We start from the raw sequence: 20,331 nt of genomic DNA on the forward strand, positions 1-20,331 counted from the left end.
TTACCACAACGGCATGGTGTAGCTGACGATCAGACGGTTCTCGTCGAGGTCGTTGGTGAAGTTGGTGCGCACTGTCGCGTTGCGCCATTTCACCCCGAGGTTTTTCAGCGGGCCGTCCTGGAACACGTAGGCGATGTCCATGTTGCGCTCCCACTCCTTGCCCTCGCCTGGCGTGGTGATCAGGTCGACGTTGTCGCCGGTCACGTAACGGGTCATGAAGGTCAGGCCGGGAATGCCCAGGCCGGCGAAGTTGTAGTCGTAGCGGGCCTGCCAGGATTTCTCGTCCTTGTTGGCGAAGTCGCCGATCTGGATGTAGTTCACCAGGTACGGGTCGGTGCCGTTGATGTAGGCGAAGCCGGTGTCGCCACTCATCTTCTGATAGCCGATGCCGAAGGCGTTGAAGCCCAGGGTATAGGTGAACATGGCGTTGAGCGCTTTGTTGTCGACGTTGGTGTCGCCATCGTCGGTGGAGCGGGCAAAGCGAATGTCGGACTTCAGCGTCTGCTTATCGGCAATCGGCAGCACGTGGATGAGGCCGAAGTAGTGCTGCTTGTAGAACTGGTCGAGGGCACCGTAGTGGTAACTGGTGCTCAGGCTGTCGTTCCACTTGTAGGTGGCGCCGGCGAAGTCGAAGTTGTCTGCGGTCACCCCGGCGATGCCGGTGAAGTTGCGTCGGCCCCCGGCGCTGTTGAGGATCATGTCCTCGTAGTCCGAGGAGTTGCGCTGGTTGTACTGGCGCAGGCGACCACCGTCGAAGGTCAGCCCGTCGATCTCCAGCGAGTTGAGCGAGCCGCCGCTGAAGGTCTGCGGTAGCAGGCGGGTGTCGTTGGCCTGCACGACTGGCAGCTTCGGCGCCAGGGTGCCGAGCTTGAGGACGCTCTTCGACGCGCGCAGTTTGGCGGTCAGGCCCAGCTCGCTGTATTCGTCGTGGGCAGGTTGGCCGGCCTGGGCGTCCGGTTTGAGCAGGCCGGTGCCGGTGCGGTCGGGGCTGGAGTCGAGTTTCAGACCCAGTTGGCCCAGTGCATCCAGGCCTACGCCGATGGAACCTTCGGTAAAGCCGGATTCCAGACGCATGATGAAGCCCTGCGCCCATTCTTCCTGTTTCGACTGGGCAGGTACCGGGGTGTCCTGGCGGAAGTCACGGTTGAAGTAGAAGTTGCGTAGTTCGAGCGTGCCCTTGCTGTCCTTGATGAACTCGGCATGGGCCAGACTGGGGAGGACCGCGCCGGCACCGAGAGTGGCGAAGGCCACGGCACGGGCTAGAGGGGAGGTGTTCATTATTGTGTTTTCTCCTCGTGGGTATGACAGGCGGCTTGTGACCGTACTGTTACACCCAGAAATAAAGCACAGGATGAACAAAGTGGCTTTTAGACCTTAGTCGGCAGGAGTTTTGCGTACCCCTCACTCCACCCAGTGCGGGTAGAACCCCAGCTTTTCCTGCACTTCGCCATCGTGGGCCGGGACCACGGTCAGGCCAGGTTGCTTGGCCAGCAGATCGTGGACGCGCTCCAGCTGTTGCCGCGTGGCATCGCGGTCGTTGTCGACCAGCCTGCGGCTGAACCAGAACTTCTCGTGCGGGCCGGTGAAGCCGGACAGGCGCCAGCTGGCGTCGCCGGTAAAGAAGAACCTGCGGCCGTCGGCGAGGGTCAGGAACAGGCCCACCGAGCCGGGCGTATGACCGCTCAGCGGCACCAGCACAACGCTGCAATCGCCGAACATGTCGAGACTCTCGTCGAAGCCCATGAAGGGGGTGGGCTGGTAGACGAACGGTCGCCACTTCACCGGGTGCTGGAACTGACTGGGCAGGATCGCCGGCGGGGTGGAAATCTCGGCGAACTCGATCTCTTCGTACGGCGCCCACACCGGCACTTCCGGGTAGTCGACCAAGCCTGAGGCGTGATCCCAGTGCGCATGCGACAGCAGAATGCGATCGATGCGAATGCCGTCCTTGTCCAACTGGTCGCGTGCCGGGCTGACCGGCCCATACTGCATCAGCGGGCGCAGCCAGGCGGGCATCTCGGTGAACTGGCTGTCGACCTGGCGGCCCAGGCCGGTATCGAACAGCAAGGTGGCGGCGTGGTGCTCAATCAGCACGGCGACGTGGGTCACCTTGACCTCGCGGGTCCAGGCGCCGTCCTCGACCGTGAGGGCCTCGCGCGCTTCGGCCTCGGCCGTCTTGACCAGGCTGAAGCGCAGCTCGGCGGCCTGCAGGTCGAGGCTGAACACGGCCAGCATGGCCAGGGATGACAAGAGTGGGAGCCGGCGCATTAGCGATGTCCTTATGGCAGATAGGGTGAGCGTTGTGGGGCGCCGAATCGCAACGCCAAGCGGTTGCGGCGCAGGCGCCAGCGGCCCGGGCTGAGCGCGAGCAGACGCTCGGTGCCAGCCGGCAGCGTGACGCCGACTGCCGTCAGTTGGTCCGGCCAGTAGAGTTCGGCGCGGGCCTCCAGTTGCAGCAGGTCGCCGCTGGCGAAGTCCACCCAGAGCAGGCCGCAGCGCGGGTCGAGCAACAGGTTGCCGAGGGTGTTGAACATCAGGTTGCCGCTGTAGTCCGGCAGCCACAGGCGCTGATCGGCGCCGAGCGTGACGAAGCCCGGCGCGCCGCCCCGATGCGAGATGTCGACGCCGCCGCTGTGCGGGTCGCCATGCTGGCTTGCGATGAACAGGGTGTCGCTGCGCTGCACCAGCTCCAGCCAGCGTCGATCCAGGCCCACGCCACTTTCCAGCGGTCCGGGCTCGCGGTGTTCGATCTGCCAGTCGCGGATCTGGATGTACTTCGGGCAGTTGCCGAAGGATTGCTGCACCGCGACGCTGAAGCCGCTGTCGTCCTGCTCCAGCAGCGCGCCATTCATGCGGTTGCGGCGCCGGGTCGGCAGCTCGATGCCGAGCAGGCCGAGACGCGCGCCGGGTCGCAGGTTGGCGTACAGCGGGTCGTCGGGCTCCGCCAGGGCGTCGATGCGCAAATGGTCGGGCGCATGGGAGTGGGCAAACCCGGGTTGGCCCCACAGCAGCGAGGCCTGTGGCTGGCCGTCGTGATCCTGGCTGCCGACCAGCAGCCACGGCAGTTGGGCGAAGAACTGCCGATGCTGATCCGGCATGTAATCGCGGATCACCCGCTGGCCGACCGCTTCCATCTGCTCACGCACGCCGACGTGGCGCTGGATGGCTTGTTCACCGGGGTGAAATGGACTGTGCATCGTCGCCTCCGAGCCGCACTTGCGGGTCGCTCATGGCCATAGCGGTTGAGCGTTTCTGGATGTTAGACAGACAAGTCTGTATATTTCAACCGTCACGTCCATTTTCAGCTGCACAATGGCCGGAACGAGGTTTGAGCCGTACTAGCCGGACGCGGATAATGCGCCGCTCAGGAGAGGACAGATGGCAACGAGCAAACGCGAACAACTGGTGCAGACCGCTTTCGAGCTGTTCTCCCGCGAGGGCTACCACGCTACCGGCATCGACCGGATCCTGGCGGAGTCCGGCGTGGCGAAGATGACCCTGTACAAGCACTTCAAGTCGAAGGACGAGTTGATCGTCGCGGTGCTCGAGCAACGCCGTCTGCACATGCTCGAGGTCATGGGTGAGACCCTGCATGGGCTGGGGCCGCGGGAGGCGCTGCTGGCGGTGTTCGACCGCATTCACGAGATGATCAGCCAGGAGCATTTCTGCGGCTGTCTGTTCATCCATGCGGCGGCCGAATTCCATGACCGCGAACATTCGATTCACCGCGAGGCGGCTTTGCAGAAGGCGCTGACCGAAGCGCATTTCCTGCGTTGCCTCGAGGGCTTGCAGGCGCCGCAGCCCGAGCGCCTGGCGCGTCAGCTGCAGTTTCTGATGGAAGGCGCGATGGCCATGGCACATGTCATGGGCCCCGGCAACCAGGCTCTGGAGGCCAAGGCCGCCGCAGAGCAGTTGCTCGCCGCCGCCGGCGTCTGACTCAGCGCAACCCGGCCAGCAGGCGCGCTTCGCAGCTTTCGATGGCATCCAGCGGGCCGGAGAGAATCACCGCATCGCCGTGATGCAGTTGCGCGGCGCCGCTCACCACCATTTCCTCGCCGTCGCGGCGCACGGCCTGCACCTCCACGCCGAGTTCTTCCAGCTGCAACTCGTCGAGTTGCTTGCCGCAGGCATAGGCGTTTTCGTTCAGGTTGACCGCGTGCAGCAGCACCTTCTGCTGGTCCGGCGAGCTGAGCAGATCGCTCTGTGCACCCGGGTAATAGCCGTGCAGAAGGCTGTAGCGATTACGTCGCACCTCGTCGATCTGCGCCTGTACCTGCGCTTGCGGCAGGCCGAGCAGGACCAGTGCGGTGGAGGCCAGCATCAGGCTCGACTCCAGCACTTCGGGCACCACCTCGGTGGCGCCGGCCTTCTGTAAAGCGGCAAGGTGGCTGTCGTCGCGGGTGCGCACGAGGATCGGCAGCGCGGTGTGCAGCTCGCGCGCCAGCTCGACGATGCGCAGGGTCGCCTGGGCGTTGTCGACCGCCACTACCAGCAGGCGTGCCCGCACCAGGCCGACCGCTTCGAGCAGATCGGCACGTCGCGAGTCACCGTAGTGCACGCAGCTCTCGCCGGCGGCGGCTTCCTGCACGCGCACCGGGTCGTCATCGAGGGCGATGTAGGCGATCTTCTCTCGGCGCAGAAAGCGCCCGATCGACTGGCCGACCCGCCCGTAGCCGCAGATCACCACGTGCTGATCGAGTGCCTCGCTGGCGGCGGCGACCTCGAGCACCGTGTCCTTGGCGTCGCGGCGCTGCAGCCAGCGCGCGAACTTCGGCGCGGCGCGCAGCAGCAGCGGGGTCAGCGCCATGGAGCAGAATGTCGCGGCGAGCAGCAGCCCGCCGACCTCGGCCGGCAGCAGTCGCACCTGGCCGGCCTGGGTGACCAGTGCGAAGCAGAACTCGCCACCCTGGGCCAGCGCCAGGCCGGTGCGCCAGGCGCTGTTGGCATCGCCGCCGCGCAGGTGCACCAGCAGGGCGACCACTGCGCCCTTGGTAAGCATCAGCGCCAGGGTCAGGCCGGCGATCAGCAGGCCGTCGCTGAGGAACTGGTGGAAGTCGATGAGCATGCCGACGCTAACGAAGAACAGGCCGAGCAGGATGTCGCGAAACGGGCGAATGTCCGCCTCGATCTGATGACGGTAGTGGCTCTCGCCGAGCAGCATGCCAGCGAGGAAGGCGCCGAGCGCCGGCGACAGGCCGAGCAGGTGGGTCAGCGCCGCGGTCATCAGCACCAGGACCAGCACCAGCAGCACGAACAGCTCGGGCGAACGCGCCGAGGCGACTTCGTGGAACAGGCGCGGCAGCAACCAGCGACTGGTGAGGAACAGGCCGGCGAACAGCACGGCGGTCTTGCCGAGGGTCACGCCGAGGGCCATGTACCAGCTGCTGTCGCTGCCACCGCCGGCCAGCGCCGGCAGCATGGTCAGCAACAGCACGGCGACCAGGTCCTGGAAGATCAGCACGCCGATCGCGTTCTGCCCGTGCTTGCTGAACACCTCGCCGAGGCTGGTCAGTTCCTTGCTGACGATCGCCGTCGATGACAGTGCCAGCCCGCCGCCGATCAGCAGCGCGGCTGCCGGCAGCAGGTCGAAGACGAAGTAGAGCAGGGCGGCGAGCGGCAGGGTGCAGGCGATCACCTGCAGGCTGCCCAGCCCAAACACCACGCTACGCAGCGCCAGCATGCGCGGCAGGGAAAACTCCAGGCCGAGGGTGAAGAGCAGGAACACCACGCCGAGTTCGGCGATGCGCGGCAGGTCTTCGCTGTGGCTGACCCAGCCCAGCGCGGCGGGGTTGATCAGCACGCCGACGAACAGGTAGCCGAGCACCGGTGGGAGATTGAGGCGGCGAAACAGGGCGATCACCACCAGCGAGGCGGAAAAGATGATCAGCAGGTTGGTGAACACGGTGCATCTCCCTGGCGTGTTGCGCCCGTCATGCGAACGGCGCGAACCGGTCGTCGTACTCAGCAAAGCACAGTGCGGCCACCTGGGTAGAGCGGCGGTGGACAGGTGCTAAACTGCGGCCTCTGCGCTTGAGAGGTCGATTTATGCTCCCAGAATGCCAACTTTTCGGCACCCTCGGTTGTCATCTGTGTGAAGTGGCTGAGGCGCTGCTGATGCCGTTTGTCGAGCATGGCCTGCTGGTCGAGCTGATCGATATCGCGGAGTACGAAGAGTCGGTCGAGCGCTACGGTTTGCGCATTCCGGTGCTGCGCCGCTGCGACACCGGCGCCGAGCTGGATTGGCCGTTCGATGGCGAACAGGTGGCCAATTTCCTGCAGTGAGCGGCGTGCCGCGAAAAATCGCAGGCAATAAAAAACCCGCCTTGAGGCGGGTTTTTCAATTTGGTCGGAGAGACAGGATTCGAACCTGCGACCTTCTCGTCCCGAACGAGACGCGCTACCAAGCTGCGCTACACTCCGAAGTGGCGACAATAATACCGAAAAACTTTTGTTGCACAAGAGGTTATGTAGATTTTTTTGTGCGGGGCAGCGCGGCCGGATCGAAAAAAAACGTGCTAAACAGCGCCGGCGGAGGGCTTCCGCCGGCGCTGTTTGTCAGAGTTCCTTGACCGTGCGGACCTGATCCTTGTTCACCCGCGCGCGCTTGCCATCCAGCTGTTCAAACTCGTAGAAACCAGCTTCGTCGTCGTAGTTGGGTGCATCGACCGTCTGGATTTCCCGACCGTCGTTCAGGGTAATCACCGAAGGCGACGAGCAGCCTGCCAGGGTGCCGATACCGAGCCCGAGCAGGGCCGCGAGAAGAATCCGTTGAGTCATCGTTAGTCTCCTTAAGAACGGGATGTTTACCGTTTATCTGACGGAGAAACGTCTTCAGGGTTCACTGTCGATCCGCGACTCGGTCCGCCGAACCCTCGTCAGCCAGCAAGGCCAGGGTGTTGAGGTTGGCCAGACGCGGGTCGTCCGGCGGGCAATCCAGCGGCGTCACGCCCTGCGCCACAAGCACTCGCTGCGGGCTGCGCTCGCCGGCCTGCCAGGCTTGTTCCAGGGCTGGCGCAACGCTGCGCGGCCAGAGGCTGAACAGCGGCTGCCAGTACTCACCCTGACGCACCATCACGGCCTGCTGTGGCTGTGTCTGCGCGGCATGGCGCAGTGCGGCGATCAACGCCACATCGACGCGTGGCCCGTCGCACGGCAGCACCAGCAGCCAGTCATGCTTCGCCGCAGCCAGCCCAGCACGAATGCCCGCCAGCGGGCCGGCAAAGTCATCGCATGCGTCGTGCACCAAGCGATCGGCATAGGGCGCGTAGCGTGCGGCGTTGCGGTTGCAGGAGATCAACAGGTCGTCGGTCAGTGGCCGCACGGTGGCGTGCAGATGGGCGATCAGCGGTTGGCCGTGCCAGTCCAGCAAGCCCTTGTCGGCACCGCCGACGCGCTGTCCGCGACCGCCGGCGAGGAGCAGCACGGAGCAGGCGGGAAGGGCGGTGGCGCTAGGCATGGGGCGGGCTCCGGAGCCGGCTGGGAGGGCCTGTGATATAACACTGGCCTGCTTTCTCCACAATCGGACACCCAATCATGAGCCACAAGGCCGATGCGGAATTCGTCCCGCTCAACATCGCCGTGCTGACCGTCAGCGACACCCGTACCCTGGACACCGACACCTCTGGCCAACTCTTCGTCGATCGCCTCAGCGCCGCCGGCCACACGCTCGCCGCGCGGGTGCTGCTCAAGGACGATCTGTACAAGATTCGCGCGCAGGTCGCCGCCTGGATCGCCGAGGAGCAAGTGCAGGTCGTGCTGATCACTGGCGGCACCGGTTTCACCGGCCGCGACAGCACCCCGGAAGCCGTGGCCTGCCTGCTGGACAAGCAGGTCGATGGTTTCGGCGAGCTGTTCCGGCAGATTTCCGTGCCGGATATCGGCACCTCGACCATTCAATCGCGGGCGCTCGCCGGCCTGGCCAACGGCACCCTGGTGTGCTGCCTGCCGGGCTCGACCAACGCCTGCCGTACCGGTTGGGACGGCATCCTCGCCGAGCAGCTGGATGCCCGCCATCGGCCGTGCAATTTCGTCGCCCACCTCAAGCCGGTAGCGCCCTGCGAGTCGCGTGGATGAGTGGCTGTGAGCATCCCGGCCTGATGCCGCTGGAGGCAGCGCTCGAGCGGCTGCTGCAGCTGGCCGAGGCGGCGCCGATCCGCGAACGCGAAATCCTGCCGCTGGCCGCCGCCTGTGGACGCGTGCTGGCGGAACCCCTGGTGGCCGAGCTCGACCTGCCGCCGTGGCCGAACAGCGCCATGGACGGCTACGCCCTGCGCTTGGCGGATTGGCAGGACGAGCCGCTGCGCGTCAGCCAGCGCATCTTCGCCGGCCAGGCGCCCGCGCCGCTGGAGCCGGGTACTTGCGCGCGGATCTTCACCGGTGCCCCGCTGCCCGAGGGCGCCGATTGCGTGGAGATGCAGGAGAACGCCGAGCTGCTCGACGACGGCCGCGTGCGCTTCCTCGAGCGCCTCACCGCCGGCCAGCACGTGCGCCCGCAGGGCCAGGAAACCCGTCAGGGTGAAACGGTACTGGCCGCCGGTACGCGCTTGAGTCCGGTCGAGCTGGGCCTCTGCGCCACCCTCGGCGCGGCAGAGCTGAGCGTCGTCCGCCGGCCGCGGGTCGCGGTGCTGTCCACCGGCGACGAACTGGTCGAGCCCGGTCAGCCGCTCGGCCCCGGGCAGATCTACAACAGCAATCGACGTCTGCTGTGCAGCTGGCTCGAACAGCTCGGCTGCGAGGTGGTGGATGGCGGCATCCTGCCGGACGACCTGGCCCTGACCCGCGCGCGGCTCACGGAGCTGAATGCGGTGGACCTGATCGTCTCCACCGGCGGCGTGTCGGTCGGCGAGGCGGATTTTCTCGGTCAGGTACTGCGCGAAGACGGCGAGCTGGCGCTGTGGAAACTGGCGATCAAGCCGGGCAAGCCGCTGACCTTCGGCCGCTACCAAGGCGTGCCGCTGCTCGGCCTACCGGGCAATCCGGCGTCGACCCTGGTCACTTTCGCGCTGCTGGCGCGGCCGTATTTGCTGCGCCGTCTCGGCGTGGAGAGTGTCGAACCGCTGCGTTTCCCGGTGCCTGCGGGGTTCGCCTGGAGCAAGCCGGGCAGCCGCCGCGAGTTCCTGCGCGCGCGCTTCGAGCAGGGCCGCGCACTGCTCTACAAGAACCAGAGCTCCGGCGTGCTGCGCGGTGTGGCGTGGGCCGACGGCCTGGTGGAAGTGCGCGAAGGTCGCACCCTCGCGGAAGGCGAGCTGGTCGATTTCATTCCGCTCAGCGAACTGTTGGTGTAATCCGCAGCTTGTGTGGCGTGGGAGGTGGCCGTGGGCCGCTCCCACGCTCAGCCTTTGTGGCTTTCGCGGAACTCGCCGGGGGTCATCCCCGTCCAGCTCTTGAAGCTGCGATGAAACGAGCGCGATTCGGTGAAGCCCAGGTATTGGGCAATGTCCTGCACGGCCAGCTCGCTGCGAGTGAGGTAGTGCTCGGCCAGTTCCTGGCGCAGCTGGTCGAGGATTTCCTGATAGCTGGTGCCCGCCAGCTGCAGGTGGCGTTGCAGGGTGCGCACGGTCATGTTGAAACGTTCGGCTACCCGCTCCTTGCGCGGCAGGCCTTCCTTGAGCAGCAGGCGCAGCGCGTTCTTCACCCGCAGCGGCAGCGGCTCGTCGTTGTCCAGCCCGGCCATCAGCGTCAGGGCGTGCTCTTCGAGGGTGCGCAGCAGATTGGGGTCGGCCTGGCGCAGCGGCACCTGCAGGTATTCCAGCGGCACCAGCAGGGCGTTGACCGGCTGGCCGAAGTGCACCGGGCAGCCGAACACCGCCTGGTAGTCGTTCAGCGTGGTGCCCGCCGGCTGCGCATGCTCGAACCACACTTCGCGAGGCGAGTGGTCCATGTCGGCGATCCAGCGTGCGTAGAGCAGCCAGGAGGCGAGGACGTTCTCGACCATGTGCCGGCGGATGTCGGCGGCCTGGTGGCGACAGGTCCAGATCAGCCGTACGTGATCACCGGCCGCCTCCAGACGGCTGACGCCCATGTCGCCGACCAGTTTTTCGTAGGGCACGATGCGGCTCATCGCTTCGCCGAGGGTGGCACAGTTCATGGTGATGTAGCCGAGCACGCTCCACGAGCCGGGCTGCACGAACGCTGCGGCGTGCAGGCCGAACAGAGGATCACCGGAGGCGGCCAGCAGATGGTTGAGCAGCTTCTCGTGCGCCTCGCTGGGCAGGCGACTGCCGTTGTCCTGCAGGTCGGCGCGGCTGAGCCCGGCGGCACTCAGCGCGGCGTCCAGATCGAGGCCTTGGCGCTCGGCCAGGCGCAGGTACTTGAGCAGGGCGGGAACGGAGGTGTAACCCAGTGCGTGCATGGCGGACTTCTTGTTATTCGCTGTCTTGATTGGCAACTCGCGCTGTCCTGATCCGACAGTGACCAGCGTCGGCGGCTGGCTAGTATAAGCAGCTAAAAATGCACAGGAGAATGGCATGCGGCGTTGGAACGGTTGGGGCGATGAGGCGACGAGCATGGAATTGCCGGCGCACGGCGCGGCATTTCTGCAGGAGCTGATCGGTGAAGGCCGGCGCCTCGCGGATGCCAGTCTGGCGAGCGTGCTGGCGCAGGTGCCGGCCTCGCGCCTGCCGGCCCATGCGCTGATCAGTACCGACGCCGAGACCCGCGTGCGCCACGCCCGTGGCCAGAGCCTGCCGGACTGGCTGGCAATGCGCGAAGGCAACTTCGCGGTGTTCCCCGATGGCGTGGCTTTTCCGGAAACTGCCGCGCAGATTCGCGAGCTGCTGGCCTGGGCGGTGGATCAGGAAGTCATCGTCATTCCCTACGGCGGCGGCACCTCGGTGGCCGGCCACATCAATCCGCAGGCCGGCGCCCAAGCGGTGCTGACCCTGTCGCTGGAGCGCATGAATCGCCTGCTCGATCTCGACGAAGAGAGCCGCCTGGCCACTTTCGGCCCCGGCGCCAACGGCCCGCAGGTGGAAAGCCAGCTGCGTGCGCACGGCTATACCCTCGGCCACTTCCCGCAGTCGTGGGAGCTGTCGACCATCGGCGGCTGGGTGGCCAGTCGCTCCAGTGGTCAGCAGTCGCTGCGCTACGGGCGCATCGAGCAATTGTTCGCCGGCGGCAAGCTGGAAACCTTCAGCGGCACGCTGTCCCTGCCGACCTTCCCGGCGTCCGCCGCCGGCCCCGACCTGCGCGAGCTAGTGCTCGGCTCGGAAGGGCGCTTCGGGGTGATTTCCGAGGTCAAGGTGCGGATCAGCCAGCTGGCCGAGGACGAGCGCTTCTACGCGGTGTTCCTGCCGTCGTGGGCGCAGGCGCTGCAGGCCATTCGCGAGCTGGCCCAGGCGCGCGTGCCGCTGTCCATGGCGCGCCTGTCGAACGCCATCGAAACCCGCACGCAACTGGCATTGGCCGGGCACCCGGGGCAGATCGCCCTGCTCGAGAAGTACCTGGCGCTGCGTGGCGCCGGTGAGGGCAAGTGCATGCTGACCTTCGGCGTGACCGGCAACCGCCTGCAGAATGCTGCGTCGCTGAAGCAGGCCAAACGCCTGCTCAAGGGGCATGGCGGGGTATTCACCGGCACCCTGCTGGGCAAGAAATGGGCGGAGGGACGCTTCCGTTTCCCTTACCTGCGCGAGGCGCTGTGGCAGGCCGGCTATGTGGTCGACACCCTGGAAACCGCCACCGACTGGAGCAATGTCGACTCGCTGCTGAACAAGGTCGAGACCAGCCTGCGCGACGGCCTGCGTGAAGAGGGCGAGCGCGTGCACGTGTTCACCCACCTCTCGCATGTCTACGGCGAGGGCTCGAGCATCTACACCACCTACGTGTTCCGCCCGGCCGCCGACTACGCCGGCACCTTGGCGCGCTGGAGCCAGCTCAAGCACGCTGCTAGCCAGGTGATCGCCGGCAACCGCGGCACCATCAGTCATCAGCACGGCGTCGGCCGTGATCACGCGGCGTATCTGCCGCTGGAGAAGGGTGAGCAGGGCATGGCGGTGTTGCGCCAGCTGGCCGGGCATTTCGACCCGCACGGCCGCCTCAACCCTGGCGTGCTGCTGCAGGACTGACCGTGAGCACCTGGAACGCCGCCTGGCGTGAGTGCGCGCTGCCCGAACTGGCCGCGCGCGATTGGGACCTGATCGTCATCGGCGGTGGCATCAGCGGCGCCGGCATCCTCCGCGAGGCGGCGCGGCGCGGCTGGAAGTGCCTGCTGCTGGAGCAGCGCGATTTCGCCTGGGGCACCTCGAGCCGTTCGTCGAAGATGGTCCACGGCGGCCTGCGCTACATCGCCAAGGGCCAGTGGCGGCTGACCCGCGATTCGGTGCGCGAGCGTCAGCGTCTGCTCGGCGAGGCGCCGGGGCTGGTCGAGCCACTGAGCTTCGTGATGGCTCACTACCAGGGCGGCTTTCCCGGCCCGCGGGTGTTCGGCGGGCTGCTCGCGCTGTACGACGCGATGGCCGGCAAACGCAACCATCTGTATTACCCGCTGCAGCAGCTCCGCTACCTGGCGCCGGGCCTCAACGATGCGCAGTTGCTCGGCGGCACGCGCTTCTACGACGCGGTGACCGACGATGCGCGGCTGGTTCTGCGCGTGCTCGATGAGGCGCGCGGCGACGGCGGCGAGGCGCTCAACGGCATGCGCGTCGTCGAGTTGCTGCGCGAAAGCGGCCAGGTGGTCGGGCTGATCGCCGAGGACGTCGAGTCCAGTCAGCGCTTCACCTTGCGCAGCCGCGTGGTGGCGCAGGCCACCGGTGCGTGGGCCAACCGCCTGCGCCAGGCGAGCGGAGCCGAGCAGATTCGCCCGCTGCGCGGCAGCCACCTGCTGCTGCCGGGTTGGCGCCTGCCGCTGGCGCATGCCTTCAGCTTCATGCACGCGGCCGATGGCCGGCCAGTGTTCGTCTTCCCCTGGGAAGGCGCCACGGTGATCGGCACCACCGACCTCGATCACCGCGACACGCTGGACCAGGACGCGCGGATCAGCGCGGCCGAGGTCGACTACCTGCTGACGGCCTGTGCCCAGCAGTTTCCCGCGGCACATATCGAGCGTGACGACGTGCTGTCGACCTGGGCCGGCGTGCGCCCGGTGGTCAGTGACGGCGCGGCGGGGACCAAGCCCTCGGACGAGAAGCGTGAGCATGCGCTGTGGATCGAGCCGGGTTGCGTAACGCTGGCCGGCGGCAAGCTGACCACCTTTCGCCTGCTCGCCCTGGAAGTGCTGCGCGCCTGCGCGCCGTGGCTGGGGTGCGGCGTCGACGATCAGGGCGGCGTGGTGTTCCGCTCGCCGCCGGCCGTCGAGCTGCCCGGCCTGCCACTGCTGCAGCAACGCCGCCTGGCCGGTCGTCATGGTCGCCAGCTGGTGCGCCTGCGCACTTTGCTGGAAGAACTGGGTGATGCCTGCATCGGCGGCAGCGACACGCTGTGGGCCGAGCTGGCGCTGGCCGCCGAACAGGAGCTGGTGCTGCACCTGGATGATCTGCTGCTGCGCCGCACGCGCATCGGCCTGCTCCTCGCGCAGGGTGCCGCTGCCGAACTGCCGCACATCCGCGCACTCTGCCAGGCCCGCCTGGGCTGGGATGACGTGCGCTGGGAAGAAGAGGTGCAGCGCTATCTGGCGTTGTGGCGCAGCTGCTACAGCCTGCCGGATGGCAGTTGATGGGTTGAGCTTGCGATACCCATCGAATGGATGTTTGGCGATACGAATAACAACAAGGATCGCGACGTGAGCGAAACAAGCTACCTGCTGGCCATCGACAACGGCACCCAGAGCGTGCGAGCGCTGCTGTTCGACCTCGCCGGCAACCTGATCGGCAAGGGCAAGGTCGAGTTGCAGGCCTACTACTCGCGGCACCCCGGCTGGGCCGAGCAGGACCCGGAGTACTACTGGCAGAGCCTCGGCGAAGCCTGCCGGCTGCTCTGGCAACAGGTCGACATCGACCGCAGTCGGATCAAGGGCGTGGCGCTGACCACCCAGCGCGGCACCATCATCAACGTCGACGCCAGCGGCCAGCCGCTGCGCCCGGCGATGCTCTGGCTCGACCAGCGTCGCGCCGAGGTCGAGGGCAAGATCAAGGGGCCGTGGGGCTGGCTGTTCAAGGCGATCGGCGAGGAGGCGACGGTCGATTACTTTCGCGCCCAGGCCGAGGTCAACTGGATCGCCCAGCACCAGCCCGAGGTGTGGGCCAAGACCCACAAGGTGCTGATGCTCTCGGGCTTTCTGACTCACCGGCTGGTCGATCGCTACGTCGACTCGTTGACCAGCTGCGTCGCCTACCTGCCGTTCGACTACAAGCGCCTGAAGTGGGCCGCGCCGCGCGACTGGAAATGGCAGGCGATGCCGGTGCGCCGCGAGCAACTGGCGGAGCTGTACAAGCCGGGCGAGAGGCTCGGCGAGATTTCCGCGGCGGCGAGCCACCACACCGGTATTCCGCAGGGCCTGCCGCTGATCGCCGCAGGTGCCGACAAGGCCTGTGAAGTGCTCGGCGCCGGTGGCGTGGAGCCGAGCACCGCGTGCCTGTCGTACGGCACCACGGCGACCATCAACACCACGCGCAAGCGCTACCTGGAAACCATCCCGCTGATTCCGCCTTACCCGGCGGCGATCCCCGATCACTTCAACACCGAAGTGATGATCTACCGCGGCTTCTGGATGGTCAGCTGGTTCAAGCAGGAGTTCGGCCTGCGCGAGATGCAGCGCGCCGCCGAGCTGGGCGTCGAGCCGGAGGCGCTGTTCGACGAGCTGGTCAACAGCGTGCCGCCCGGCTCGATGGGCCTGACCCTGCAGCCGTACTGGTCGCCGGGCATCCGCGAGCCAGGCCTGGAGGCCAAGGGCTCGATCATCGGCTTCGGCGACGTGCACACCCGCGCGCACATCTATCGGGCGATTCTCGAGGGCCTGGCCTACGCCCTGCGCCAGGGTATGGAGCGCATCGAGAGGCGCTCGGGCACCCGGGTCACCAGTCTGCGCGTATCGGGCGGCGGTTCGCAGAGCGATGCGGCGATGCAGCTCACCGCCGATATCTTCGGCCTGCCCGCCGAGCGGCCGCACACCTACGAAACCTCCGGGCTGGGCGCAGCCATCGCCTGCGCGGTCGGCCTCGGCCTGCATGCCGACTTCCCCAGCGCGATCGCCGCGATGACCCGCGTCGGCCGTGTGTTCCAGCCCGATCCACAGGCTCGGCAGACCTATCAGCGGCTGTATCGCGAGGTCTACCAGCGCATGTACAAGCAGCTGAAACCCCTCTACCAGAGCATTCGCGCCATCACCGGCTATCCGCAATAGGCGACTGGCGCGCGCATCCGCAGCAACGATTCGCCCGTCGCGGTGGTCTATCCCTGGTAATCACGGGCGAGGGGGATTGGGCATGGCGCAGCGCAGGGCATTGTTGATTCTGCACGGCAAGCAGGCGCTCAACGACGAGGTGCGCAGCGCCGTGCAGGCGTGCCGCGACTCTGGCTGGGAGCTGGCCGTGAGCCTCACCTGGGAGGCCGGTGACGCCAGGCGCCTGGTGGACGAGGCGCTGGCCGCCGGCTATCCGACGCTGATCGCCGGCGGGGGCGACGGCACCTTGCGCGACGTGGCCGAGGCACTCGCGCAGAGCACCACCGAGGCCAGCCTGGCGCTGCTGCCGCTGGGCACCGCCAACGACTTCGCCCGCGCCGCCGGCGTGCCGCTGATTCCCGGCGAGGCGCTAGCGCTGCTCGACGTGGCGCCGCGCCCGGTCGATCTGGGCGAGGCGGGCGACCAGCTGTTCCTCAACATGGCCACCGGCGGCTTCGGCTCGATGGTCACCGCGAATACCTCGGAGGACCTGAAGAAGGTGCTCGGTGGCGCGGCCTACCTGCTCACCGGGCTGACCCGTTTCCCCGAAGTGCATTCCTCGTTCGGCCGCTTCAGTGGGCCGGACTTCGACTGGGAAGGCGAGTTTCTCGCCCTCGGCATCGGCAACGGGCGCCAGGCCGGTGGCGGCCATCTGCTGTGTCCGCAGGCGCTGGCCGACGACGGCCTGCTCGACCTGTGCATCGTGCCGGCCGCCCAGGATGTCGGCGGCACGCTGCGCACGCTGCTGTCCGGCGGCATCCTCGGCCTGGAGTCGGTGTCGATCCGCGCGCGCCTGCCGTGGCTCGAGGTGGATGCCCCGGAAGGCCTGTACCTCAACTTGGATGGCGAGCCACTGAGCAGTTCGCACCTGCGCTTCAGCGCGCGGCCCGCGGCGCTGCGCGTGCACCTGCCGCCGGACTCGCCATTACTCGGCGTCGGATGATTCCGTGTGTTGATGTCTTTGTGCCATTATCTGCGGCGCTTCAGCTTTGTCGGTGGTTGCCGATAACCCCCGCAGCAGCTCATTTCAGCCCAGGAGTAAACGATGGCCGGTATTCTCGACGCAGTGGACCAACGTACCCAACTGGTGGGCGAGAACCGGCTGGAAATTCTCATGTTCCGCCTGGCCGGGCGCCAGTTGTTCGCTATCAACGTGTTCAAGGTGCAGGAAGTCCTGCACATGCCCAAGCTGACCCTGATGCCGCACCGTCACCCGTTCGTCTGCGGCGTGGTCAGCCTGCGCGGGCAGACTCTGCCGGTGATCGACCTGTCGCGCGCCATCGGCATGCGCCCGCAGGTCGCCGATGAACGCAGCACTATCATCGTCACCGAGTACAACCGTTCGGTGCAGGCCTTCCTGGTCAGCGGCGTCGATCGCATCCTCAACCTCAACTGGGAATCCATCCTGCCGCCACCGGGCGGAGCCGGGCGCCAGCATTACCTGACCGCGATCACCAAGGTCGAGGAGCAGTTGGTCGAGATCATCGACGTGGAGAAGGTGCTGGCCGAGATCGTTCCGTACAACGCGAAGATCTCCAAGGAACGCCTGGACGACCCGCTGCTGGGCAAGGCCCGTGGCCGCGAAGTGCTGCTGGTCGACGACTCCAGTGTGGCGCTGGCGCAGCTGCGCGATACCCTGACCCAGCTGGGGCTGAAGATGCATGTCGCCAGTGACGGCCTGAAGGGTCTGAACATGCTCAAGGCCTGGGCCGACGCCGGCGAGAAGATGACCGACAAGCTGCTGATGGTGTTCACCGACGCGGAAATGCCGGAAATGGACGGCTACCGGCTGACCACCGAAATCCGCAACGACCCGCGTCTGCGCGACCTCTACGTGGTGCTGCACACCTCGCTGTCCGGCAGCTTCAACCAGGCCATGGTGCAGAAGGTCGGCTGCGACAACTTCCTCTCCAAGTTCCAGCCCGACAAGCTGGTCGACGTGATCCGCGAGCGCCTGGCCCTCGACGCCTGAGGCGCACACCGGGCGAAATTCGCCAAACGCCGCTGCGCATTCCGCGCTTCGGGCTTGAGCTGGGCATGGCTGCTTCCGTATAACGGTTTTTTGACCGCCACGGCAGGATGCAGGCCATGCTCAAACTCTCCGCGCTGTACCGCTTTCCTCTCAAGTCCGGCATCGCCGAGCCGCTGCAGCAGGCACACGTCGACGCCATCGGTCTGGCCGGCGATCGCCGCTGGATGGTGGTGGATGCCGCCAGCGGACGCTTCCAGTCGCAGCGCGCGCTGCCCAAGATGTCGCAAATCGCCGCGCACTGGAACGCCAGCGGTGGCCTCACGCTGCAGGCGCCGGGGCGGCCGAATCTGGACGTAGCGTTGCCCGGTGCTGACAGCGAGCTGCGCGGGGTGACGGTGTGGAGCGACAGCATGCGCGTGCCGGATGCTGGCGACGAAGCGGCGGCCTGGCTCAGCGAGTTGCTCGGCAAGCCGTTCCGTCTGGTGCAGGTGCCGCTGGAGCGGGCCAGGCAGGTCGATACCGGCTATGCCGAGGCGGGCGAGAAGGTCGGTTTCGCCGACGGCTTCCCGCTGCTGCTGATCGGTCAGGCGTCGCTTGATGATCTGTCGACGCGGGTCGGTCGGCCGCTGGAGATGCTGCGCTTCCGGCCCAACCTGGTGATCGAGGGCAGCGCGCCCTATGCCGAGGACAGCTGGAAGCGCATCCGCATCGGCGATCTGGAGTTCCGCGTGGTCAAGGGCTGTAGCCGCTGCATCCTGACCACCCTCGATCCACGCACCGGCGAGCGGAGTGCCGACCGTGAACCGCTGACTACCCTGAAGACCTATCGCGAGCGCGATGGCGACGTGTTCTTCGGGCAGAACCTGATCAATCAGGGCGAGGGCGAGCTGCAGGTCGGCATGCCGGTGGAAGTGCTCGAGTGAGACGCCGGCGGCCATGAAAAAAGGCGCCGTAGGGCGCCTTTTTTCGTTACTGGTCGTCGAAGTAGCGCTCGTGCCATTCCACCAGCGGTTGCGGCGCGTTGAGCTTCTGGCCGTAGATCACCGCATAAGACAGCACGTTCTGCACGTACTGGCGGGTTTCGTCGAACGGAATGCTTTCCACCCAGACGTCGTAGGACAGATGGTTGGAGCCACGCAGCCACTGGCGCACACGGCCCGGGCCGGCGTTGTAGGCGGCCGACGCCAGCACGCGGTTGCCGTTGAACTGGCCATGCACCTGGCTCAGGTAGGCGGCGCCGAGCTGGATGTTCTTCTCCGGCACCAGCACCTGTTGCGGCGAGCCGAGGGAGATGCCGAATTTCTTCGCGGTGTGCGAGGCGGTCGCCGGCATCAGTTGCATCAGGCCCAGCGCACCGGCGCCGGAGCGCGCGTCGGCCATGAACGCGCTTTCCTGGCGGGTGATTGCGAATACCCAGCTGGAATGCAGGCCGCGGGTGCGCGCCTCGCGTTGCAGGGCAGGGCGGTAGGCCATCGGGAAGCGCACATCGAGATCATCCCAGTACTGCGCCTGGCTGATGGTGCGGATCGCCGGGAAGTACCACTGCATGTCGTAGGCCAAGCGCGCCTGGGCGACCAGTTCGTCGCGGCTGAACAGGCGGCTGACGTGGTACCACTCGCGCCGCGCGTTGACGATCTCGCCGCGGCCGTAGAACTCCAGGGCGCGACGAATGCCGGCGGTGTTGCGCACCTTCTGCATCAGCTTGGGGTCGAGTGCCAGCGGCTGGTTCTTCAGCTGGTAGGGTGACTTGATCTGGTCGGCGGCCATGAAGCCGTAGAAATCGCGCTCGGCGGCCACCGAGCGGTACAGGGCGATCGGCTCCTGGCTGTTGGGCTGCGCAAGCTGCAGGCTGCGCGCCTGCCAGTACCGCCAGCGGGTAGTCTTGGCCAGCTCGGGCGGCAGTTTCAGGCTCAGCTGATAGGCCTCGTTCCAGCGCCCGAGGCGCAGCAGCAGGCGCATGCGCCACTCGGTGACGGTGCTGTCGCGCAGGCCCGGGTCGTACTGGGTCATCAGCGGCAGGGCGCGCGAGTCGAAGCGCTTGGCCAGGGTCAGGCCGATCTCCCGAGCGATGGCGACCTTCTCCTCGGTGGAGAAGGGCAGGCGCTTGCTGTACACGTCGAGCAGCTGTAGGGCCTTGTCCGGGTCCTGGCGCGCCAGGCGGCGCAGGCCGAGGCCTACCACGTCGGCCATGGTCTGGCTGGCGGGGGTGAAGCGGCTCACCTGGGTGAGCATCAGCGGCTTCTGCGCCACGTCGACCATGAGCTGGCCCTGGCTGGAGAGGGTCGGCAGGGTCTTCGCCAGGTGCCCGGCGAGCCCATAGTTGCGCGCTTCCGCGGCGAGCTTGGTGCGCTGCCAGCGCTTCTCTTCGGTCAACTGGCCGCGAGCCGCCCACATGTTGAACAGCACGTCGCAAGATTCCGGCTGCGACTTGCCGACCAGCCAGAGCTTCTCGGCGGTGGCGCTACCTTCGCCGACCTGGCCGTGGGTGAGCTGGTACTGGCCGTACAGGCAGTCCAGCTCGGTGAAGTTCATCTTCGGATCGTAATAATTGACGAAGGTCTGCCACTCGCCGCGGTCGGCCAGCCAGCGCAGCCAGCGCAGCTTCATCCAGTTGGCCTGGGGCAGGTCGCCATGTTCGGTGAGGAATTTCTCGATCTCGGCGTTGCTGGCGTACTTCAGACGCGCGGTCAGCTCGTCATAGGCCAGGTAGGGTTCCAGTGGATAGTCGCTGAGCGCGCGGGCGTACATCCGGTACGGGCCGGCATTGCCTTTTTCCAGGGCGCGCTTGGCTTCGGTGTAGTACAGCCGCTGTTGCTGCAGGCTGGCGGCCTGAGCTGCGCTGAGATGAGCGAGGGGGAACACGAGGCAGGACAACAGGCAGAGCAGACGACCGCGCATAGCACTTCCGGGATAGCAGACACTAGAAGATGCACGGCGTGCCGGCATCGAATGACGCCTAGCTTAGCCGTTGCCCGGAGCAGGAGGAAGCGTCGCACCGGCGCAGAAATATCAGGAAAAAATGCCCTGCGCGCGCCGCGCCGGCGCT

At 66.7% G+C, this 20,331-nt stretch carries 18 protein-coding genes and 1 tRNA gene; 10 read left to right on the forward strand and 9 right to left on the reverse strand.

All coding sequences use genetic code 11. The annotated features are described in order from the left end of the window. The 3 genes from JQX08_RS09470 to JQX08_RS09480 all read right to left on the reverse strand — a co-directional run bounded on the left by JQX08_RS09470 (position 1) and on the right by JQX08_RS09480 (position 3,197). Positions 1–1,278 (reverse strand): OprD family porin, encoded by a 1,278-nt coding sequence (locus JQX08_RS09470; RefSeq protein WP_205348114.1) that lies wholly within the window; start codon positions 1,276–1,278, stop codon positions 1–3. Positions 1,279–1,401: 123 nt separating this feature from the next. Beyond that, a complete protein-coding gene (locus JQX08_RS09475; protein WP_205348115.1) occupies positions 1,402–2,268 on the reverse strand; it encodes an MBL fold metallo-hydrolase in 867 nt (288 codons plus the stop codon). A gap of 11 nt (positions 2,269–2,279) precedes the next feature. Beyond that, entirely contained in the window at positions 2,280–3,197 is a 918-nt protein-coding gene (locus JQX08_RS09480) for a pyridoxamine 5'-phosphate oxidase family protein (RefSeq protein ID WP_205348116.1), read from the reverse strand. A 181-nt stretch (positions 3,198–3,378) separates the two neighbouring features. On the opposite strand from JQX08_RS09480, the gene JQX08_RS09485 reads away from it, so the two are divergent. Then, a complete protein-coding gene (locus tag JQX08_RS09485) occupies positions 3,379–3,936 on the forward strand; it encodes a TetR/AcrR family transcriptional regulator (protein WP_205348117.1) in 558 nt (185 codons plus the stop codon). A gap of 1 nt (position 3,937) precedes the next feature. Here the strand turns inward: JQX08_RS09485 and JQX08_RS09490 are convergent, their stop codons facing one another. Further along, positions 3,938–5,902, reverse strand: a complete 1,965-nt coding sequence (locus JQX08_RS09490; RefSeq protein WP_205348118.1) for a monovalent cation:proton antiporter-2 (CPA2) family protein — start codon at positions 5,900–5,902, stop codon at positions 3,938–3,940. 143 nt (positions 5,903–6,045) lie between these two features. On the opposite strand from JQX08_RS09490, the gene JQX08_RS09495 reads away from it, so the two are divergent. Continuing rightward, positions 6,046–6,282 (forward strand): glutaredoxin family protein, encoded by a 237-nt coding sequence (locus JQX08_RS09495; RefSeq protein ID WP_205348119.1) that lies wholly within the window; start codon positions 6,046–6,048, stop codon positions 6,280–6,282. A gap of 61 nt (positions 6,283–6,343) precedes the next feature. Here JQX08_RS09495 and JQX08_RS09500 read toward each other — a convergent pair. The 3 genes from JQX08_RS09500 to mobA form a co-directional block, all read right to left on the reverse strand. Further along, a tRNA-Pro gene (locus JQX08_RS09500) sits at positions 6,344–6,420 on the reverse strand. A 135-nt stretch (positions 6,421–6,555) separates the two neighbouring features. Continuing rightward, positions 6,556–6,777 (reverse strand): YgdI/YgdR family lipoprotein, encoded by a 222-nt coding sequence (locus JQX08_RS09505; protein WP_205348120.1) that lies wholly within the window; start codon positions 6,775–6,777, stop codon positions 6,556–6,558. Positions 6,778–6,838: 61 nt separating this feature from the next. Then, positions 6,839–7,456, reverse strand: coding sequence for a molybdenum cofactor guanylyltransferase MobA (gene mobA / locus JQX08_RS09510; RefSeq protein ID WP_205348121.1), 618 nt, complete (start codon positions 7,454–7,456; stop codon positions 6,839–6,841). 77 nt (positions 7,457–7,533) lie between these two features. Here mobA and moaB point away from each other — a divergent pair, with 77 nt between their 5' ends. Together moaB and JQX08_RS09520 are read left to right on the forward strand one after the other, a co-directional pair. Continuing rightward, complete coding sequence (moaB, locus tag JQX08_RS09515) at positions 7,534–8,073, forward strand: molybdenum cofactor biosynthesis protein B (protein ID WP_205348122.1); 540 nt, start codon at positions 7,534–7,536, stop codon at positions 8,071–8,073. Continuing rightward, a complete protein-coding gene (locus JQX08_RS09520; protein WP_205348123.1) occupies positions 8,070–9,284 on the forward strand; it encodes a molybdopterin molybdotransferase MoeA in 1,215 nt (404 codons plus the stop codon). The genes moaB and JQX08_RS09520 overlap by 4 nt, the downstream gene beginning before the upstream one ends. 47 nt (positions 9,285–9,331) lie before the next feature. Here JQX08_RS09520 and gliR read toward each other — a convergent pair whose 3' ends face one another. Further along, on the reverse strand, positions 9,332–10,351 hold the full coding sequence (gene gliR, locus JQX08_RS09525) for an AraC family transcriptional regulator GliR (RefSeq protein WP_205348124.1): 1,020 nt from the start codon (positions 10,349–10,351) through the stop codon (positions 9,332–9,334). 115 nt (positions 10,352–10,466) lie between these two features. Here gliR and JQX08_RS09530 point away from each other — a divergent pair, with 115 nt between their 5' ends. The 6 genes from JQX08_RS09530 (at position 10,467) to JQX08_RS09555 (ending at position 18,208) form a co-directional block, all read left to right on the forward strand. After that, positions 10,467–12,062 (forward strand): FAD-binding oxidoreductase, encoded by a 1,596-nt coding sequence (locus JQX08_RS09530; protein ID WP_205348125.1) that lies wholly within the window; start codon positions 10,467–10,469, stop codon positions 12,060–12,062. Positions 12,063–12,064: 2 nt separating this feature from the next. Further along, a complete protein-coding gene (locus JQX08_RS09535) occupies positions 12,065–13,648 on the forward strand; it encodes an FAD-dependent oxidoreductase (protein WP_205348126.1) in 1,584 nt (527 codons plus the stop codon). Positions 13,649–13,678: 30 nt separating this feature from the next. Beyond that, positions 13,679–15,274: an FGGY-family carbohydrate kinase gene (locus JQX08_RS09540; RefSeq protein ID WP_239482053.1), complete on the forward strand. Its 1,596-nt coding sequence runs from the start codon at positions 13,679–13,681 to the stop codon at positions 15,272–15,274. Positions 15,275–15,356: 82 nt separating this feature from the next. Next, entirely contained in the window at positions 15,357–16,256 is a 900-nt protein-coding gene (gene yegS / locus JQX08_RS09545) for a lipid kinase YegS (RefSeq protein ID WP_205348128.1), read from the forward strand. Positions 16,257–16,358: 102 nt separating this feature from the next. Beyond that, complete coding sequence (locus JQX08_RS09550) at positions 16,359–17,285, forward strand: chemotaxis protein CheV (RefSeq protein WP_205348129.1); 927 nt, start codon at positions 16,359–16,361, stop codon at positions 17,283–17,285. Positions 17,286–17,401: 116 nt separating this feature from the next. Then, a complete protein-coding gene (locus JQX08_RS09555) occupies positions 17,402–18,208 on the forward strand; it encodes an MOSC domain-containing protein (protein WP_205348130.1) in 807 nt (268 codons plus the stop codon). A gap of 46 nt (positions 18,209–18,254) precedes the next feature. On the opposite strand, the gene JQX08_RS09560 is transcribed toward JQX08_RS09555, so the two are convergent. Further along, on the reverse strand, positions 18,255–20,183 hold the full coding sequence (locus JQX08_RS09560; protein ID WP_205348131.1) for a transglycosylase SLT domain-containing protein: 1,929 nt from the start codon (positions 20,181–20,183) through the stop codon (positions 18,255–18,257). Positions 20,184–20,331: the final 148 nt, after the last annotated feature.

Origin of the sequence: Zestomonas insulae, from assembly GCF_016901015.1 — a bacterium.
In the GTDB taxonomy this organism is placed as follows: domain Bacteria; phylum Pseudomonadota; class Gammaproteobacteria; order Pseudomonadales; family Pseudomonadaceae; genus Aquipseudomonas; species Aquipseudomonas insulae.

What these genes read in the sequence shown, in the direction of transcription:
- JQX08_RS09475 (WP_205348115.1), bottom strand. Translation starts at nt 2,268, where the DNA reads ATGCGCCGGCTCCCACTCTTGTCATCCCTGGCCATGCTGGCCGTGTTC.
- JQX08_RS09520 (WP_205348123.1), top strand. Translation starts at nt 8,070, where the DNA reads ATGAGTGGCTGTGAGCATCCCGGCCTGATGCCGCTGGAGGCAGCGCTC.
- JQX08_RS09550 (WP_205348129.1), top strand. Translation starts at nt 16,359, where the DNA reads ATGGCCGGTATTCTCGACGCAGTGGACCAACGTACCCAACTGGTGGGC.
- JQX08_RS09505 (WP_205348120.1), bottom strand. Translation starts at nt 6,777, where the DNA reads ATGACTCAACGGATTCTTCTCGCGGCCCTGCTCGGGCTCGGTATCGGC.
- gliR (WP_205348124.1), bottom strand. Translation starts at nt 10,351, where the DNA reads ATGCACGCACTGGGTTACACCTCCGTTCCCGCCCTGCTCAAGTACCTG.
- JQX08_RS09555 (WP_205348130.1), top strand. Translation starts at nt 17,402, where the DNA reads ATGCTCAAACTCTCCGCGCTGTACCGCTTTCCTCTCAAGTCCGGCATC.
- JQX08_RS09530 (WP_205348125.1), top strand. Translation starts at nt 10,467, where the DNA reads ATGCGGCGTTGGAACGGTTGGGGCGATGAGGCGACGAGCATGGAATTG.
- JQX08_RS09495 (WP_205348119.1), top strand. Translation starts at nt 6,046, where the DNA reads ATGCTCCCAGAATGCCAACTTTTCGGCACCCTCGGTTGTCATCTGTGT.
- JQX08_RS09480 (WP_205348116.1), bottom strand. Translation starts at nt 3,197, where the DNA reads ATGCACAGTCCATTTCACCCCGGTGAACAAGCCATCCAGCGCCACGTC.
- mobA (WP_205348121.1), bottom strand. Translation starts at nt 7,456, where the DNA reads ATGCCTAGCGCCACCGCCCTTCCCGCCTGCTCCGTGCTGCTCCTCGCC.
- yegS (WP_205348128.1), top strand. Translation starts at nt 15,357, where the DNA reads ATGGCGCAGCGCAGGGCATTGTTGATTCTGCACGGCAAGCAGGCGCTC.
- JQX08_RS09560 (WP_205348131.1), bottom strand. Translation starts at nt 20,183, where the DNA reads ATGCGCGGTCGTCTGCTCTGCCTGTTGTCCTGCCTCGTGTTCCCCCTC.
- JQX08_RS09470 (WP_205348114.1), bottom strand. Translation starts at nt 1,278, where the DNA reads ATGAACACCTCCCCTCTAGCCCGTGCCGTGGCCTTCGCCACTCTCGGT.
- JQX08_RS09485 (WP_205348117.1), top strand. Translation starts at nt 3,379, where the DNA reads ATGGCAACGAGCAAACGCGAACAACTGGTGCAGACCGCTTTCGAGCTG.
- moaB (WP_205348122.1), top strand. Translation starts at nt 7,534, where the DNA reads ATGAGCCACAAGGCCGATGCGGAATTCGTCCCGCTCAACATCGCCGTG.
- JQX08_RS09540 (WP_239482053.1), top strand. Translation starts at nt 13,679, where the DNA reads ATGTTTGGCGATACGAATAACAACAAGGATCGCGACGTGAGCGAAACA.